The sequence below is a fragment of the Streptomyces longisporus genome, from assembly GCF_039532765.1.
Classification (GTDB): domain Bacteria; phylum Actinomycetota; class Actinomycetes; order Streptomycetales; family Streptomycetaceae; genus Streptomyces; species Streptomyces longisporus.
This window is the reverse complement of record NZ_BAAASG010000029.1, coordinates 1-14,119: the sequence shown is the minus strand read 5'-3', so window position 1 is coordinate 14,119 and position 14,119 is coordinate 1. Positions and strand designations below refer to the sequence as shown.

General features: G+C 67.7%; 13 protein-coding genes and 1 pseudogene. 6 read left to right on the top strand and 8 right to left on the bottom strand.

Going from position 1 to position 14,119, the window contains the following annotated elements:
- Window positions 1–629 precede the first annotated feature (629 nt).
- Entirely contained in the window at window positions 630–1,409 is a 780-nt protein-coding gene (locus tag ABD355_RS42830) for an NAD(P)H-dependent oxidoreductase (protein WP_344406754.1), read from the bottom strand.
- Window positions 1,410–1,547: 138 nt separating this feature from the next.
- On the opposite strand from ABD355_RS42830, the gene ABD355_RS42825 reads away from it, so the two are divergent.
- On the top strand, window positions 1,548–2,396 hold the full coding sequence (locus ABD355_RS42825; protein ID WP_344406752.1) for a helix-turn-helix transcriptional regulator: 849 nt from the start codon (window positions 1,548–1,550) through the stop codon (window positions 2,394–2,396).
- Window positions 2,397–2,794: 398 nt separating this feature from the next.
- Here the strand turns inward: ABD355_RS42825 and ABD355_RS42820 are convergent, their stop codons facing one another.
- Complete coding sequence (locus ABD355_RS42820) at window positions 2,795–3,328, bottom strand: AAA family ATPase (RefSeq protein WP_344406841.1); 534 nt, start codon at window positions 3,326–3,328, stop codon at window positions 2,795–2,797.
- Window positions 3,329–3,876: 548 nt separating this feature from the next.
- Here ABD355_RS42820 and ABD355_RS42815 point away from each other — a divergent pair.
- On the top strand, window positions 3,877–4,428 hold the full coding sequence (locus ABD355_RS42815; protein WP_344406750.1) for a GNAT family N-acetyltransferase: 552 nt from the start codon (window positions 3,877–3,879) through the stop codon (window positions 4,426–4,428).
- A 555-nt stretch (window positions 4,429–4,983) separates the two neighbouring features.
- Window positions 4,984–5,598: an O-methyltransferase gene (locus ABD355_RS42810; protein ID WP_344406749.1), complete on the top strand. Its 615-nt coding sequence runs from the start codon at window positions 4,984–4,986 to the stop codon at window positions 5,596–5,598.
- Window positions 5,599–5,767: 169 nt separating this feature from the next.
- On the opposite strand, the gene ABD355_RS42805 is transcribed toward ABD355_RS42810, so the two are convergent.
- Window positions 5,768–6,106 (bottom strand): hypothetical protein, encoded by a 339-nt coding sequence (locus ABD355_RS42805; protein ID WP_344406748.1) that lies wholly within the window; start codon window positions 6,104–6,106, stop codon window positions 5,768–5,770.
- Window positions 6,107–6,491: 385 nt separating this feature from the next.
- Here ABD355_RS42805 and ABD355_RS42800 point away from each other — a divergent pair, with 385 nt between their 5' ends.
- From ABD355_RS42800 to ABD355_RS44820, 3 genes and pseudogenes are all read left to right on the top strand, one after another.
- On the top strand, window positions 6,492–7,100 hold the full coding sequence (locus ABD355_RS42800; RefSeq protein ID WP_344406747.1) for a GNAT family N-acetyltransferase: 609 nt from the start codon (window positions 6,492–6,494) through the stop codon (window positions 7,098–7,100).
- A gap of 80 nt (window positions 7,101–7,180) precedes the next feature.
- Window positions 7,181–8,134, top strand: a complete 954-nt coding sequence (locus tag ABD355_RS42795) for a phosphotransferase family protein (RefSeq protein ID WP_344406746.1) — start codon at window positions 7,181–7,183, stop codon at window positions 8,132–8,134.
- 156 nt (window positions 8,135–8,290) lie between these two features.
- Window positions 8,291–8,416: pseudogene (locus tag ABD355_RS44820) on the top strand (IS5 family transposase); the annotation flags it as partial.
- Between the two features lie 10 nt (window positions 8,417–8,426).
- Here ABD355_RS44820 and ABD355_RS42790 read toward each other — a convergent pair.
- The 5 genes from ABD355_RS42790 to ABD355_RS42770 all read right to left on the bottom strand — a co-directional run bounded on the left by ABD355_RS42790 (window position 8,427) and on the right by ABD355_RS42770 (window position 13,483).
- Window positions 8,427–8,948, bottom strand: coding sequence for a hypothetical protein (locus ABD355_RS42790; protein WP_344406745.1), 522 nt, complete (start codon window positions 8,946–8,948; stop codon window positions 8,427–8,429).
- Window positions 8,949–9,168: 220 nt separating this feature from the next.
- The gene (locus ABD355_RS42785) at window positions 9,169–9,852 is read right to left on the bottom strand and encodes a hypothetical protein (RefSeq protein ID WP_344406744.1); all 684 of its coding nucleotides are present in this window, start codon (window positions 9,850–9,852) and stop codon (window positions 9,169–9,171) included.
- Window positions 9,849–10,307, bottom strand: coding sequence for a hypothetical protein (locus ABD355_RS42780; RefSeq protein WP_344406743.1), 459 nt, complete (start codon window positions 10,305–10,307; stop codon window positions 9,849–9,851). Before ABD355_RS42780 ends, ABD355_RS42785 begins: the two co-directional genes overlap by 4 nt.
- Window positions 10,308–10,341: 34 nt before the next feature.
- Entirely contained in the window at window positions 10,342–12,765 is a 2,424-nt protein-coding gene (locus ABD355_RS42775) for a glycoside hydrolase domain-containing protein (protein WP_344406741.1), read from the bottom strand.
- Window positions 12,766–13,222: 457 nt separating this feature from the next.
- Window positions 13,223–13,483 (bottom strand): hypothetical protein, encoded by a 261-nt coding sequence (locus ABD355_RS42770; protein ID WP_344406740.1) that lies wholly within the window; start codon window positions 13,481–13,483, stop codon window positions 13,223–13,225.
- Between the last annotated feature and the right edge of the window lie 636 nt (window positions 13,484–14,119).

Sequence of the window (14,119 nt, the reverse complement as noted above, 5' to 3'; positions counted from 1 at the left end):
GTTCGCGGCACAGGCCCACGATGATCTCGAAGGAATCTCCCGGTCCTTATTAACCGGCGCACTGGACTGCGGACAGGATCGAATTCAAAGATCTCCATCAAGGGCCCGCGGCCGTCGAAAACCGATATCCCGTTCTGCCAATGGCCAGCGAACCGTTCGACCGGCTACGACGCTTGGTCGAACGGGGGATCCTCGATCGGCGGGCTGCCCCGACAGGGCGGCGACAGAAGTACGTCCTCACAGAGCGGGCCGAGACCTCTTCGCCGTCAGTGTGGCTGCGCGTCAGTGGGGCGAACGGCACACCTGCGCGCCGGCTGAAACTCCCTCAGTTCTCGCTGATGACAGTGGTCTCCCGCTCCCAGCGTCCCACCGACGCCCACGGCAGGCCCGTGGACGTCGACAGGACGGACCTCTGTGCTGCATGATCGCTGACCACAAGGGACCACGCCTGACACTCCCAGCGGCCGGCGACCTGTTCCGGTCCATCAGCGCCGAAGCAACCGCGAGATGGCGGCTCACGCCTCCCGGTGGGTCACGCCTCCCGGTGGGTCACGGCGCCGCCGGCGCGGAGCAAGTCCGACCACTCCGGCCCCGTACGGCCAGCGTCAACAACCTCCGGGCCGCAACAGTCAGCCGTGCACATGCAGCCCGAAGCCTGTGCGGCCCGCGGGCTCCAGTCCCTCCTTCAGGTGCAGCGAGGGGATCTCGTAGTCGCCGAAGTTCTGACGCCGGAACGCGATCGGTTCGGTCGAATCAAGGGTGAGCAGGCGCTGCTGCCAGGCCTTGGCGACGTCCGGGTAGTCCTCGTCCCTCAACCGGTCGGCGCCGTACAACACGAACGGCGGCAGTACCTCGATGCCCGGGTAGTAGAGGATGCCGTGCTGGATCGGGAACAGCAGATCGTCGATGGGGCCGTTGATCCCGCGAGCGGCGTAGTGCGACTCCGGGCCGCCGACGGTCACCGACAGCAGCGCCTTCCTGCCCGCGAGGGTGCCTTCACCGAAGCGCTCGCCGTACTTGGTGCCGCTGTGCTCGCCGACGCCGTACGCGAAGTGGTAGGTGAACACCCGGTCCACCCAGCCTTTGAGGATCGCGGGCATGGTGTACCACCACAGCGGGAACTGGAAGACGATCGTGTCGGCCCACAGCAGCTTCTCCTGCTCGGCGAGGACGTCCGGGGTGAGCGTCCCGGCGTCGAAGGCCCGGCCCGAATCCAGGGCGACCTTCAGCGGGCTTGAGGCGTTGGAGCCGTAGTCCGCGGCGTCCACGACCGCCTTCCAACTCATCGCGTACAGATCGCTCACCCGCACCTCGTGCCCGGCGGCCTCCAAGCTGGACACCGCGAGGTCCTTCAGCGAGCCGTTGAGCGACTTCGGCTCCGGGTGGGCGTAGACGATCAGCGTCTTCATGACAACTCCTTCGGATCGGTGCCTTCGATCCTGGGCGTCGCAGCACCCCGGCGTTCAGGGGCTCCTTGTCCATCGGACGGGACTTCCTGGTAATGGCAGGGCCACCCACACAGGCACCGCCCAGGCCATACTGGGAAGATGGATGATCTTGCGGGCTTCCTGCGAAGGCGGCGTTCCCGGGTCGACCCGGCGACCGTCGGCATCCCCACCGACAGCCGCCGCCGGGTCGAAGGGCTACGCCGTGAAGAGGTGGCGCACCTGTCCGGTGTCAGCGTCGATTACTACGTACGCCTGGAACAGGGCCGTGCCACCCAGCCCTCCGAGCAGGTTCTCGACGCGCTCGCCCGCGTCCTCGGCCTCGACGAGACCGAACACGAGCACCTCTACCGGCTGGCCCGCCGGCGCCGCCGCCGCGCGAAGGCACCGAGCGGGCGAGTCCGGCCGGAACTGCTGCGCGTCCTCGACCTGGTCGCCGGCGCACCCGCGCTGATCATGAACCACCGTCTGGACGTCCTCGCCGCAAACCGTCTCGCCAAGCTCCTCTTCGGCCGGCCGGTCCCGGGCCTGAACACAGCCCGGCACATCTTCCTCGAGGAGGCCGAGCACGGCCTCTACGCCGACTGGGACAACTGCACCCTCGACGTGGTCGGGCACTTGCGTCTGGCCGCCGGGAAATTCCCCCAGGACCCCCGACTGGCCTCGCTCATCGGAGAACTGGCGATGGGCAGCGAGCGCTTCCGCCGTCTCTGGGCTCGCGCGGACGTGCGTGCCCGCACCCATGGACGCAAGTCCTACCGGCACCCGCTGGTCGGCCCCCTGGAGCTGCACCAGGAGAACTTCCCGCTACCGGACGAGCCAGGCATGGAACTGCTCGTGCTGTCCGCAGCCCCCGGCAGCCCCGCCGAGGACGGACTGCACCTGCTCGCGGGCCTGGGCACGGACAGCGGTGACGCGCATCTCCCAGTGAATGCTCAGCCGCACGAGTAACCCAACGACGCCCGGCCACCGCCGGGAGCGCCGTCACACTGGTGCCGGCGGTTGTCGTGTCTGCCGGACAGTTCGACTGCTGTCCGCAGCCGGGTGACTCCCGAAGTGGCCTGCATCTGTCGGTCGTTCCCGGTTCTGGCGTAGATCTCGGGGAGAATTGCGGTCAACCACACGGGTCGGCAGGCCCCGCACCCGGTCCGCCGCGATGTTCCCGCAGGTCGGGCAGTCGGAGCCGGTATCCAGCCAGATACCGTCGGGTCCGTGGAGGACGTTCGGGGGCGTTCGAAGGCTTCGCGAGGTGTTCGGCTACTGCGTTTGCTCCCACGCGGTTCGGCGACGCCCACCGCAGACGGCAATCCTGCGAGAGGAGTGCGCACTGGGCCGACGCAAGGGTGGCGTCAGCGATCCATGGCAGGCAGGTGGGCCAGGCCGGTGTCGTTCATGATGCGGTCGACGGTCTCGTGCAGAGCACTGTCGGCGCCGATGACGGTTTCGATGCCGCCGGGCAGCAGATCGCGCGCCCTGTACCAGTCGCGCAGCTGCGCCTCGCTGACGTCATCGGCGATCGGCTTGGCGGCGTGCCGGACGAGGGTTTCGCCGAACGGCACGTCCAGGTAGTAGGCGTGGGTCGGGCCACGGTGGTCGGCGCGCAGTTGCGCGAGCATGTCGCCGTAGCGGTCGGCGTAGAGGATGCCTTCGACCACCACGTGGAATCCGGCGTCCAGGGCGTAGCGGGCGGTCAGGCCGATCAGGCCGATGTTCGCGGCGCCGGGCCGGTCGCGCTCCCGCAGCACGACGCGGCGGAGGTTGTCCTGGCCGACCAGGGCCAGGCCACGGCCAAACCGATCGCGCAGGCCGGCCGCGACGGACGACTTCCCCGAGGCACTGTTGCCGCGCAGGACGACCAGCCGGGTTTCTTCGCTGCCCACCATCACGACGGTCACCCTATCGACCGCCGGTGACAGCGCCGGGCTCGTTCGGGGGCGGGGTCTGCTTCGCGCCCCGGACGCGTGAAGTCTTCCTCCCGCGCGTACCCTGCGAAGCCCACCCGTACTGGTCGCTCAGCACCCTCGTGACCAGGCGGCTCACGACGGAGAAACCGTCCTTGGGTTGAGTGAGCAATGAGCAAGCAGACACCCGCCGGCTGATAGCTGCGCACTCGCAGATCGCGGGCTTCGCGCAAGGCCGCGGAAGCCACGCGTCCACGAATGCGGAGCCGTTGTCGCCGTCTCCGCCGCGAGTTCGCGTTCTTCTGAAGGCGCAGCCCGGTGAACTTGCGGACGCTGCGCGCGGGATATCGGGAGCCGGGACATGGGTTCGAGCGCACGAGCCGGGGTGGGGTAAGAGCGGACACCAACCGGTGAGGAGGGGTCGTTGGATTGCCGGCTCCTCCCGTTGGGAAGGAGGAGGCCCCGTGCCGACGGCATGACCGGTTCGCGCGTCTTGATCGCGGTCGAACCTGCTGGCTAGGTTGGCCGGCGTGACCGATCCCAGACCCTTCCCCTGGCCACCTGCCCCGATCAAGACCGAGCGGCTCGTACTGCGCGAGTCCGAGGCCCGGCACCGTGCTGCGGTCATTGAGCTGAACGCCTCGCCAGAGGTAGGAACCTACCTCGGCGGCCCTCAATCACGTGACGAACTCGAACGCAAGATGCCTGAAGTACCCGGGCGGCACCCTGGCTGGTTCGCCGTCGAACTCGCCGGAGCACTGATCGGCACCATCCAGCTCAAATTCCATGCCCCCGAGGCGCCGGACAACAACCACCGCCGAAAGGCCGCAAGGACCGAACTCGGCTACCAGTTCCTGCCGCAGGCATGGGGACGCGGATATGCCACCGAGGCGTGCACAGCAGCCCTCGACTGGTTCGCCGGCGCGCTGCCCGGCGAGCCGGTGGTGCTCTATACCCAGACTGCCAACACCCGCTCGATGCGCCTCGCAGCGAGGCTCGGGTTCGCCGAACGGGAACGGTTCCAGGCATACGGGGCCGAGCAGTGGTTCGGCATATGGTCTCCAACCGCGCCCCCCGCTTGAACTCCTCCCCGACGACGGGGGACCCACGGCGTCAACGGCCGCCGGACTGGTGGCTCCCGGACTGTCGTCTGGCATCACAAGCCGTCCACGATGCTCTCAGCTCCCTGAACGTGCCGATCATGGCTGACATCGAGTGCGGCCACATCCAGCCGTACACGCCGATCGTCAACGAACCTTACGGCCACATCGTGCACTCACCGAGCCGAAGCGGTCAGACGTCAAGGGCAGGCCATCTTCCTCAACCAGGGCCTCACCACCTGCGCCCGTGACTGTAGGCCGAGCACCACCGGGGCACCAGGCCTGACACTTGACCCCTTCCTCGCCGCCTTCAACGCCCGCCCAGCCGGCCATGCCTTCAGGTAGACGCCGGTTCGCCTTGGGTGAAGAGCCATTTCTGGGACAGGCCGCCGGGCTGCTGCCGGGAGATCCTCTCGGCAGGGCGGTGAAAACCGCGCCGGTCAAGACTGCAGCTGCTGCCGGCCGTCACCGCCAAGGGCCGCGCCGGTCAGACCGTTCCAGCCCCGGGCGGGTTTCGGTGAGCCCATACTGGCGGCCATGTCGATGGATGGCACTGCCGCCTACAACGCCCACACCGGTCCGCTGCCACCGCTCGTCGAGCGCGCCGTCCACGCCGCCCGCCAGCATGGTTTCGGCTACTCCTGCCGCCCCGAGCAGGGCAGACTGCTCCAGCTGCTGGCCGGCGGGGCCCGCACCGCCGTCGCCGAGACCGGCACCGGCTGCGGAGTGGGCCTGGCCTGGCTGGCCAGCGGGGCGGCACCGGACATCGAACTGCTCAGCGTGGAGCGGGATCCGGCACGGGCCAAGGTGGCGGCCGACGTCTTCGCCGACGTGCCACAGGTACAAGTGGTGTGCGCGGACTGGACAGAGGTCTACGCCCACGGCCCCTACGACCTGCTCGTCCTCGACGGCGGCGGCCAAGCCAAGGGGGGCGGTGCGGCAGACGCGGCAGACCCCGAACGGTTACTGGAAGCCGGCGGCGTCCTGGTCGTCGACGACTTCACACCCTCACGGACATGGCCGCCCTCCCACGCCGGCCACACCGACACCGCCCGCCTGTACTGGCTCCAGCATCCCGCTCTGCGCACCGTGGACCTGCCGTTGGCGAGAGACCTGAGCGCGATAGTCGCCGTCCGCCGCACCGAAGGGTGAAACAAGGAACCCGACCCACCCCGCCACGAGCTGATCACCAGGCCGGGCGCTGCCCGCCCCGGCACCACACCCGCCCCGGCCGCACCGGGGCAAGCAGGATGCGCACCCTCCGGGACGTGGCGCCCCAGGCATACCGGACCGGGCGCCCGGCCGGGAGCACAACGGGCTCTCAGCGCCGTGGCGTTGATGCGCCGGTCAGGGCCCGCCTGAGCGCAGCCGCGGGGAACGCGGTGCGCTTGCTCCGCGTCAACAGCCGACGATGTAAGTCGTCCAGGACGACGGCGTGAACCGCGTGACGGTCGATGACCGCGGTGAAGTCGGGCGGAATGCCGGCGGGCCGGCGGCCGCCGGCCCAGGCGTGCAGGACGGTCCCCGGGTCGGTGCCACCCCACACGTCCTCTCGCAGGTGGTGGCGGAGCAGGTGAGGGGGTGCGTAAGAGCGGTCGTACACGAGGTGATCAGCGAGGATGCCGCGCTCCTTTGCTGAGAGTTCGAAATCGCGGCTCAACGCGACCTTCTACTCACAGTCCGGACTGGCCGACCTCCTGCCATCACTGACCGAGAGGGTCTACGTGGGGTTCAGCGCCGGAAGTCTCGTGCTGACCCCCCCTGAACCACCCCGACCTGCCCGGAAACACCATCGCAGCCGCACAACGATGGGCCGCCCAGATCGCAGGCCCCGCCAACGCAATCGACGACGACACCGCCATCAAAGTCACCGGCAGCAGTGTGGAAGTCGTCTCCGAAGGACACTGGAAACCCTTCGCCCCCGCCCTCTGAACCCCGACAACCCTCCCCGGCCTCGACGACGCACGGCTCCGGCGACGGGCAGAGGAGGTCTTCAACGATCAGGCCGAAGAAATCCGTTGCGAGTGACCTGCATCGGATGTCTGATGGACCAGCCACCGATCAAAGGAGGGAACGTGAGGACGTCGCTGCCCACCCCCTCGTTGCACACAGCTCGCCTTCGACTACGTGCCTTCGACGACGCCGACGCGGACGGCCTCTTCGCACTGCACAGCAGCGCCTACGTGCTGCGCTACTGGGACGCGCCGCCGTGGAGCGAACGCGGGCGTGCCGAGAAGTTCATCACGGCTTGCCGGCAGATGGCACTGGAGGGCACCGGGGCGCGGCTGGCCGTAGATCGTGACTCCGACGGGATGTTCATCGGCTGGTGCAGCCTGACCAGGTGGAATCCGGACTACCGCAGCGCATCGCTCGGCTACTGCTTCCACGATGCGGCGTGGGGGCACGGCTACGCGACCGAGGCCGCACGCGCCCTGCTGCGATGGGCGTACGACACACTGGACCTCAACCGCGTCCAAGCCGAGACCGACACACGCAACCTGGCTTCTGCCCGCGTGCTGGAAAAGCTCGGCTTCGTGCGCGAAGGGACGCTGCGGGAAGACTGCATCGTCAACGGCGAGGTCTCTGACTCGTGGGTCTACGGGCTGCTCAGGCGGGAGTGGCAGCCGTCGTCCGACCCGGCTCCGGCCCAGTGAATTGCCTCGCTCGGCATGCGGGCAAGGTGCAGTACAAGAACGCCAAGTGATGCCGGTGCGGCTGCTGGTCCAATAAGCGCATGGAGAAGATCCCGGAGGCACAAACCCCGCTCACGGACCGATGGCTTGCCTACTTCGCCGAGCGCGGGCACACGGGTGTGCGCCGTATCGGCGCTGGGGTTGAGGGCGTCGTCTACCGGCTGGGCGGGGGCCGGGTCGCCAAGGTGTGGAGCAGTCGGCCACCAGCCGATTTCGAGCTCACCCGTCAGGTGTACGCGGACATTGCGCGCCACCCGTTGCCGTTCTCCACTCCGGAGATCCTGGACGTTGAGGATCACCAGGGCGTCCTGGTGACGTACGAGCGTGAGCTGCCCGGGGTCTCGATGCGGGTCGACTCAGCACAGGCGGACTTTGAGCGCGGCGTGTCCGCCCATCACAGCGACGCGCTCCTTGGCGTTCTGCGTGGCCTGGCGTCCGTGCCCGCAACCAACGCCATGCGCCAGTTGACCGTCCAGGGTGACGACCGTCCGCTGTGGCGCGATCACGACTGCTTTCGCACCGCCCTGGCTGCACTGGTCGCCCGGGCCGCAGCCCGGCACGGCAGTGCCCTGGCAGCCCACGTGCCGGACTTTGACGTGGGAGTTGAACGCACGCGAGAGACACTCCACTCGCTGCCCGACGCCCCGGTGACGGCGATCCACGGCGACCTCGTCCCGCCCAACATTCACGTCGACTCGGCAGGCCGACCCGTCGCGGTCCTGGACTTCGGCTTCTACACCACCGCAGGCGACCCGGCCTTCGAGGCCGCCGTCACCGCCGCCATCTGGGACATGTACGGGCCGCACGCCGCGGAGCACACCGCGCAACTCACCCGGCTCTTCGCCCGCGAACTCGGATACTCGCCGGCCACCCTCACCGCCTATCAGGCCGCATACGCACTCACCACCTACGACCTCTTCGGCCTGGACGACCACGACGGACACTTCCGCTGGTGCACACAACAACTCCGCCGCAACGCCGTGTTCAGCACCTGAGGAAGCGACCTCCACCACACGTTGGAGCGCACGGCTGCCGCGGCGCCCCCTTCGAACGCCTCGCGTATATCCCAGACGTCTCGCTCTGGCCCCTGCCCACTGGCCCAACTGGCCAACTCTCATGCCTATCAGGCGTACGCCTGCCGCAAGAACCGGCGCCATGCGGTGGAGTGCGGGATCAACCGCCTCAAGAGACACCGCGCTGTCGCCACGCGCTAGGACAAGCTCACGGTCCGCTACGAGACGACCGTTCTCGTCGCTGCCATCAACGAGCGGCTGTGACTATCGGCCGTCACGCGGTGGGATCCACGTTCCACGCCGCGGGCAGATCGCTGCCGCAGAAGACGCAGACGAAGTCGTCCTCACGCACGACGTTGTGCTCCTGGCAGTCGGGACACCGCCGGAACACGATCTCGTGGGTGAAGCCGGAAGGCCGCTGGAGCCCTACAACGTCCAGAGCACGGGCGACCTCCGCCCAGGAGCTGACATCCGGGCAGTACCCGGTGGACTGGTTGCTGACCTCGCTCACGGTCCACCGGTCTGCTTCGCGCATGAAGCTGATCTCACCGGCACTCAGAACCATGCCTCCGCCGGCGCAGGCCACGTGCTCGCTTCGCCGCGGCGCAAGCCGAAGCACACCATCCACACCGACCACGAAGGTGAACGGTTCGGCCAGCTCCGCCGCCGATTGCTCCACGACCCAGCTACCGAAGTCAACCGCCGAGCCGATCCGACGCCCGCCGTCACCAGGCTGGACCGCGGCCTTCAGCCCGGCCGGTCCGACATATCGATAACTCCGCCCCCGCGCACTCACGTCAGCCAAGCTAGAGCACTTCCTGCACACGCCCTAGCAGAAAGACATCAGTGTGGAGACGAAGAACGCCGACGAGAGGGCTGGAACCCGCCAGCACAGAAGGTGGGGGTCCCGGGCCAGGGGGACTCAGGGCTGCTGTCGATCGCCGTCCCCCTCGTTTCCGTCGTCACCCTTGTGGGCGGTGGCCTGGCCAGCCCCCAACTTCCGGCTCAGAGCCGGCTCAGTTCGCTGTGCGCCGCTCGAACGCGCTAGCCGCCTTGCGACGGTGCGGGTCGAAGGCGTCGATCGTGCCCGCGCCCTGGTTGCCGGGGCCCGCCTGCCAGCCCTGGATCTTGCGGGCCACGCCCTTGAGGCGGGGGTGGCCGGGGCGGAGCGTGAGTTCGAAGTGGGATTCCTTGGGTGCCTCGAAATCGCCGCCCCAGGCCACCGTGCCGTCGAGCTCGCTGAGGATGTCGCGGATGACGACCAGTTCGTTCGGGTAGAAGTTGCCCTTCGAGCCGCTGGGATAGCAGAGCGGGCGGATCGCCAGGGCACTGCCCGACAGATGGTTCGATTCGTAGGGCTGCGTCACCTCCGCGTCGGCCGTCCAGCCGTGCACGTCCCCCGCTCGCAGGGAGTCGATCTCGTAGTGGAAGCGGCGGGCGACATGGAGGAGGATCACCGATGCGCCGCCTTCCGCCAGACGCACCGTCTGGCTGCTGCCCTCGATGCGGTGGCTGGGGGCCTGCGCGAGGACAGGCCAGCCGTTGCGGGACTTTCTTACCTTCCAGGCGTGGGGCTCGGCTTGCTTGCCCGTGGCGGCCACTGCCGTACCCGCACCACCGATGTTGATGAGCGCCGCGGTGGCGGCGGCCGAGGACGTGGCGCCTATGAAGCGGCGGCGTGACAGACCAGTCAAGGTCATGACTGGTGCTCCTTTCTCGCAGGTGGGGAAAGTCTGCTGGCGTGTGCGATGACGAGGCACAGAAGGACCGCGGCGGCGGCCAGTGCCACGATCCCGCAGACCGCGATCGTCGGGTTGACCCAAGCGGGAACCAGGTCCGCGTGCGCGTTGCACATGTTGTGCAGCGGGAAGATCTTGTCGAATTCGGCGTCGTGGGTACGCCGGTACGCCTCGTCGTATCGCTCGTGGTGGACGAAGAGGCAGGTCTTGCGGGTGTCCAGGCCGGTGGCGAACAGGCCTCGGATCCATGCGGCGGCACCGGCGAAGAGCGCGACGGAAAACAGGCGCGTCCACCACATGGCGCGCCGCCACGAGCCGTCCCGTACGCCGGTGACGAGGCGGAACACGTTCCACGCGTTCCACACCAGCCATGCGCCGAGCACGGCGATGACCGTGAGGAGTCCTAGTGCCTTCATGCCCTCATGCCTTCTGCCTGGCTCTCTGCTGCTGTCAGCTTCCCGAGCGGGCGCGCGCCGCCTTCAGGTAGCGCGCGTGGTTCTCCTTGTACACGGACAGCTGCCGCTTCTCCGTTCCCATGCGGGCGAGCAGTGCGTCGACGAAGCCCTGCTCGAAGTTTCTGAGCTTGTCGTAGCCGCCCGGCAGGTTCTGGTAGTCGGACGGGAGCACCGCGCCTGCGCCGGTGATGAGGTACGCCTGGGCGACCGAGAGGGTTCCGTCGAGCGCGGTGAGCGCGTTGTGGGCGGAGTCCTTGCAGTCGGAGGCGTTGCCCCAGCGCCCCGTGAAGTAGGCGTTGAAGCGGGTCAGGCCGCCGGAGCCGTTGTAGTGGTCCTTCACGGCGTCGACGATGTTCTTGCCGCCGAGCACCGCCCTGGCGAGCAGATAGCCGTCCGCGTCCTCGATGAGGTCGTCGAAGCCGAAGGACGAGGCGACGCCGGGCACGCCGAGCTTGTCGTGGGCGAACTTCAGCGGGTCCGCGTACTGCTGCTCGGAGTTGCGCCAGTCGGCCCAGAAGGTCATCAGGTCACCGGCCCAGCCGCCGACGTCGCCGCCGTTCGCGGACTTCTTGTTGTCCGGCTGGTTCGTCAGCAGGTGGGCGTTGGCCGTGGCCATCATGTGCTCGGAGCCGAGCTGGTAGCCGGTGAACGGGTCGGTGAACGATCCCTTGATGCTCATGCCGTGGTTGTCGCAGTAGTCGACGAAGCCGGAGTCGTACGACCCGATCAGGTACCACCAGCCAAGCTTGTTGGCCGTGCCCCGGTTGCCGTAGGCGTAGTGGCGGATGTACTCCATGATGAGCTGGCTGCGCTTCTGGCCGGTGGCACCGTACGCGCCGGCGAGGTCGTACAGCTTCTGGACGTACGCGATGAAGTCGTCCGCCGGGCCGCCCTTGTCGTTGACCGACGACACTCCGCGGTCGAGTCCGGAGGCGACGTCGCGGTCCAGGTCGAAGGTGTCGGTGCCGTTGGTGACCTTGAATTCCTTGATCTGGTTGAAGGACCAGTTCCTGGGGATCGGGAAGCCGAGGTTGCCGGAGAAGCCCCAGGACATGCCGGAGACGAAGGAGAAACGCGCGAACGTCTTATTGCTGACGATCGTACAGACGTTGCGTGAGCCGTACACGCCATGCGTGTACTTCTTGCCCTGGCTGGCCAGGGCCGCCTGCACGCCCTGGAAGTACGGCACGACCGCGCTCTCGATCTCCTCGCCCGTGGCGTCGTAGTCGACGGCGAAGTAGATGGTGGTGCCCCGGTTGAAGCCGTAGTCGGAGGCGTGCTTGTGTGCGTTGAGGCCGTGCTGGTAGCCGTTGGTGTACGTGAAGTCGGACAGCTGACGGGCGTTGTCCTGGTAGATCGGGAACACCTGCAGGCCGGCGGCGAAAATGGTGTCGAGCTCGCCCGGCTTGATCTCCTTGTCGAGCGTGGAGTTCGGCGGGTCGTAGATGTAGCGACCGACGAAGCGATAACCGTTGCTGTACAGCCACTTGGCGCGCGAGGCGGTGATCTCGAACCGGGTGTCCGAACCGGTTGCCGGGCGATCCGGGTCTCCCATCGAAACGAGGAGTTGCGACCAGGTCTGGTAGTCGCCCCGGCCGTTGACCGTCAGCTTGTTGAACTTCTGGAAGACCGAGACCCATTCGGCGAGGCCCGAGTCGAAGCTGGACCGCCACGTGGTGGTGACCGGGTTGTCGTCGCTGTCGTACGTCGGCGAGTTGAACAGGCACGCGGCGGAGAAGAGCTGGACGAAGACGCCGGAGTCACCCTGGGCGAGGGTGTGGCTCTGCAGGCCCGACTGCGTCGCGGGGCCGAAGTTGCCGTTCGGCGAGGCGATGCCCAACTCGTACTGGAGGGCGATCACCAGCGCCTTCTGGACGTCGCGCGAATAGATGCCGTCGCACGGCCCGATGTAGTAGGCGCTGCGGTCCCAGTAGCGGCCGTTGAGCCACTGCTGGATCGAGCGGATGCCGTCGGTGCCGCCGGCCACGATCACGTAGGCGTCCATGTTGAGGATGGCCTTGGCCATCTTGGCGTTGATCACGCCATCGCCGCCGATGCCCATGTCGCCGCGGAGCTTGGCCACGGCGTCGCGGGTGACACCGGTGAACCAGCCCTCGCTGCCCGGCTCGACCGCCCAGTAGCCCTTGCACCACAGTCCGTACTGGAGGATGGCGACGATGTTGCGGTTCTTGTCCCAGTTGAAGCCGATGGTCCCGAGGGCGTCGAACTTGGCGTAGGTGCCCGGGCCGAACGAGGCGACGACCGGGCTGACGCCCAGCTCGTGCTGGAGGCCCATGATGAGGGAGTACATGGTCCCCCAGCCGGTGTGGCCGTCCTCCGGACAGGCGACGTAACCGGCGACGCCCTTGTAGGTGGCGTTCACCCACTTCTGGGCTCTGAGCACTTGTTCGTCTGCCACGATTTGTTCCTCTCGTGCGGGTACGCGGAATGAGCGTGGTGGTGGTGTGTCAGGACGGGGGCAAAGGGCGAGCGGGCCGGTGCGAGGACGGGATCAGGGGGCGCGCCGAGGGCCAGGGGGTCGAGGACCGGGGGGCCGCTCGATGTGGAACGAGACGCCGACAACGACTGCGGTGCCGATTGGTGTTCCGGCGCTTTGTCCGAGCGGACCGAGCGCGGCCGATTCGGTCAGGAAACTGCCAGGTGATGTGGCTGACGCCGGCTCCAAGGGCGCGTCGGAGCAGGACTTGGCGATCCGTTCCTTGACGGCGATCAGGGTGGTGTGGGGGATGCCGACCGCAGCCATCCCGGCGAGGCCAAGGGACCGGAGGTAGCAGCGAGTGCTGATACCCGCGGCGGAGGAAGCACACCGCCGCAACAATCACCGATGGCTGGCTGACGCGGACGGCAACGGATGTTCAGGCTGATTTCGCCCTGACAGCGGCCTCATTGGCGGACTGGGCCGCGGCGTTGAATTCCTTGAGGTGATTCGCGATCTTGGCGCGCTGGATGGTGGACTCGGTGTTCCGGTGTGCGCCGTTGCCGCCAGAGTCGTAGTAGCTGTGGAACCTGAAGGCCGAGCCACTGTGAACCGTGGACGTGACTTCCCCCACGGCCGCAGCCGCGATCAGGTCGGCTGCCGGAATGCGTCTCTTCGGTACGGCACGCTTCGAATGCACAGGACCCCCCCTGAGGTTGAGCTCGGCGTACGGGAGCCGCCCCGTAGCCGGTCGCGCTGCGCCCATCGATCATGTGGTGGTCTGGGCCACTGCTCGGGGCATGATCACCTTAATCGAACATGCACACGCTAGGTTCCGCGCAGTGAAACACGGCCAGAAAGCGCTTCTGTCCGCCTCGTGGCCGGAATGATGCTCCACCAGTTCACCGCATGCCTCATGCGGCAATCACGGATGGAAGTGAGGTGAGGCGCCACTGATTGGATTGGCCGGTTCTTGCCGCAGTCAGCAGCAGGCCGAGGGGGGCGGCAGCCGAAGTGGCGCTTGCGCCCGATGATTCGTTTGCCGGCGTCCGTGCCCTGATCCGCGAGGTGCACGTCGGCGGGAGTCCTGATGGCCTGGGAGTCCAGCACGCAGGCCGACGGCTCGGCGGCACGGCCCTCGATTTCTCGGACGAGGCGCCACAGCGGACCGATGCGCGGCTCGAACACGCCGTCCTGGTGGCACATGGCGCATTGCCCGTACACCGTGGCCACGGGGCAAAGTCGTGCGGGAGGTAGACCCATTGGCAGCCTTAGAAGTCATTTCACTTGGCGAGTCTGCGGTGACATATGAGGGTCGCGGCGATGGCGGTGAAGG

Excerpts from the sequence above, each read along its gene's own strand:
- ABD355_RS42820 (WP_344406841.1), bottom strand. The coding sequence starts at position 3,328 with ATGGTGGGCAGCGAAGAAACCCGGCTGGTCGTCCTGCGCGGCAACAGT.
- ABD355_RS42800 (WP_344406747.1), top strand. The coding sequence starts at position 6,492 with ATGGACCAGCCACCGATCAAAGGAGGGAACGTGAGGACGTCGCTGCCC.
- ABD355_RS42795 (WP_344406746.1), top strand. The coding sequence starts at position 7,181 with ATGGAGAAGATCCCGGAGGCACAAACCCCGCTCACGGACCGATGGCTT.
- ABD355_RS42785 (WP_344406744.1), bottom strand. The coding sequence starts at position 9,852 with ATGACCTTGACTGGTCTGTCACGCCGCCGCTTCATAGGCGCCACGTCC.
- ABD355_RS42810 (WP_344406749.1), top strand. The coding sequence starts at position 4,984 with ATGTCGATGGATGGCACTGCCGCCTACAACGCCCACACCGGTCCGCTG.
- ABD355_RS42825 (WP_344406752.1), top strand. The coding sequence starts at position 1,548 with ATGGATGATCTTGCGGGCTTCCTGCGAAGGCGGCGTTCCCGGGTCGAC.
- ABD355_RS42780 (WP_344406743.1), bottom strand. The coding sequence starts at position 10,307 with ATGAAGGCACTAGGACTCCTCACGGTCATCGCCGTGCTCGGCGCATGG.
- ABD355_RS42830 (WP_344406754.1), bottom strand. The coding sequence starts at position 1,409 with ATGAAGACGCTGATCGTCTACGCCCACCCGGAGCCGAAGTCGCTCAAC.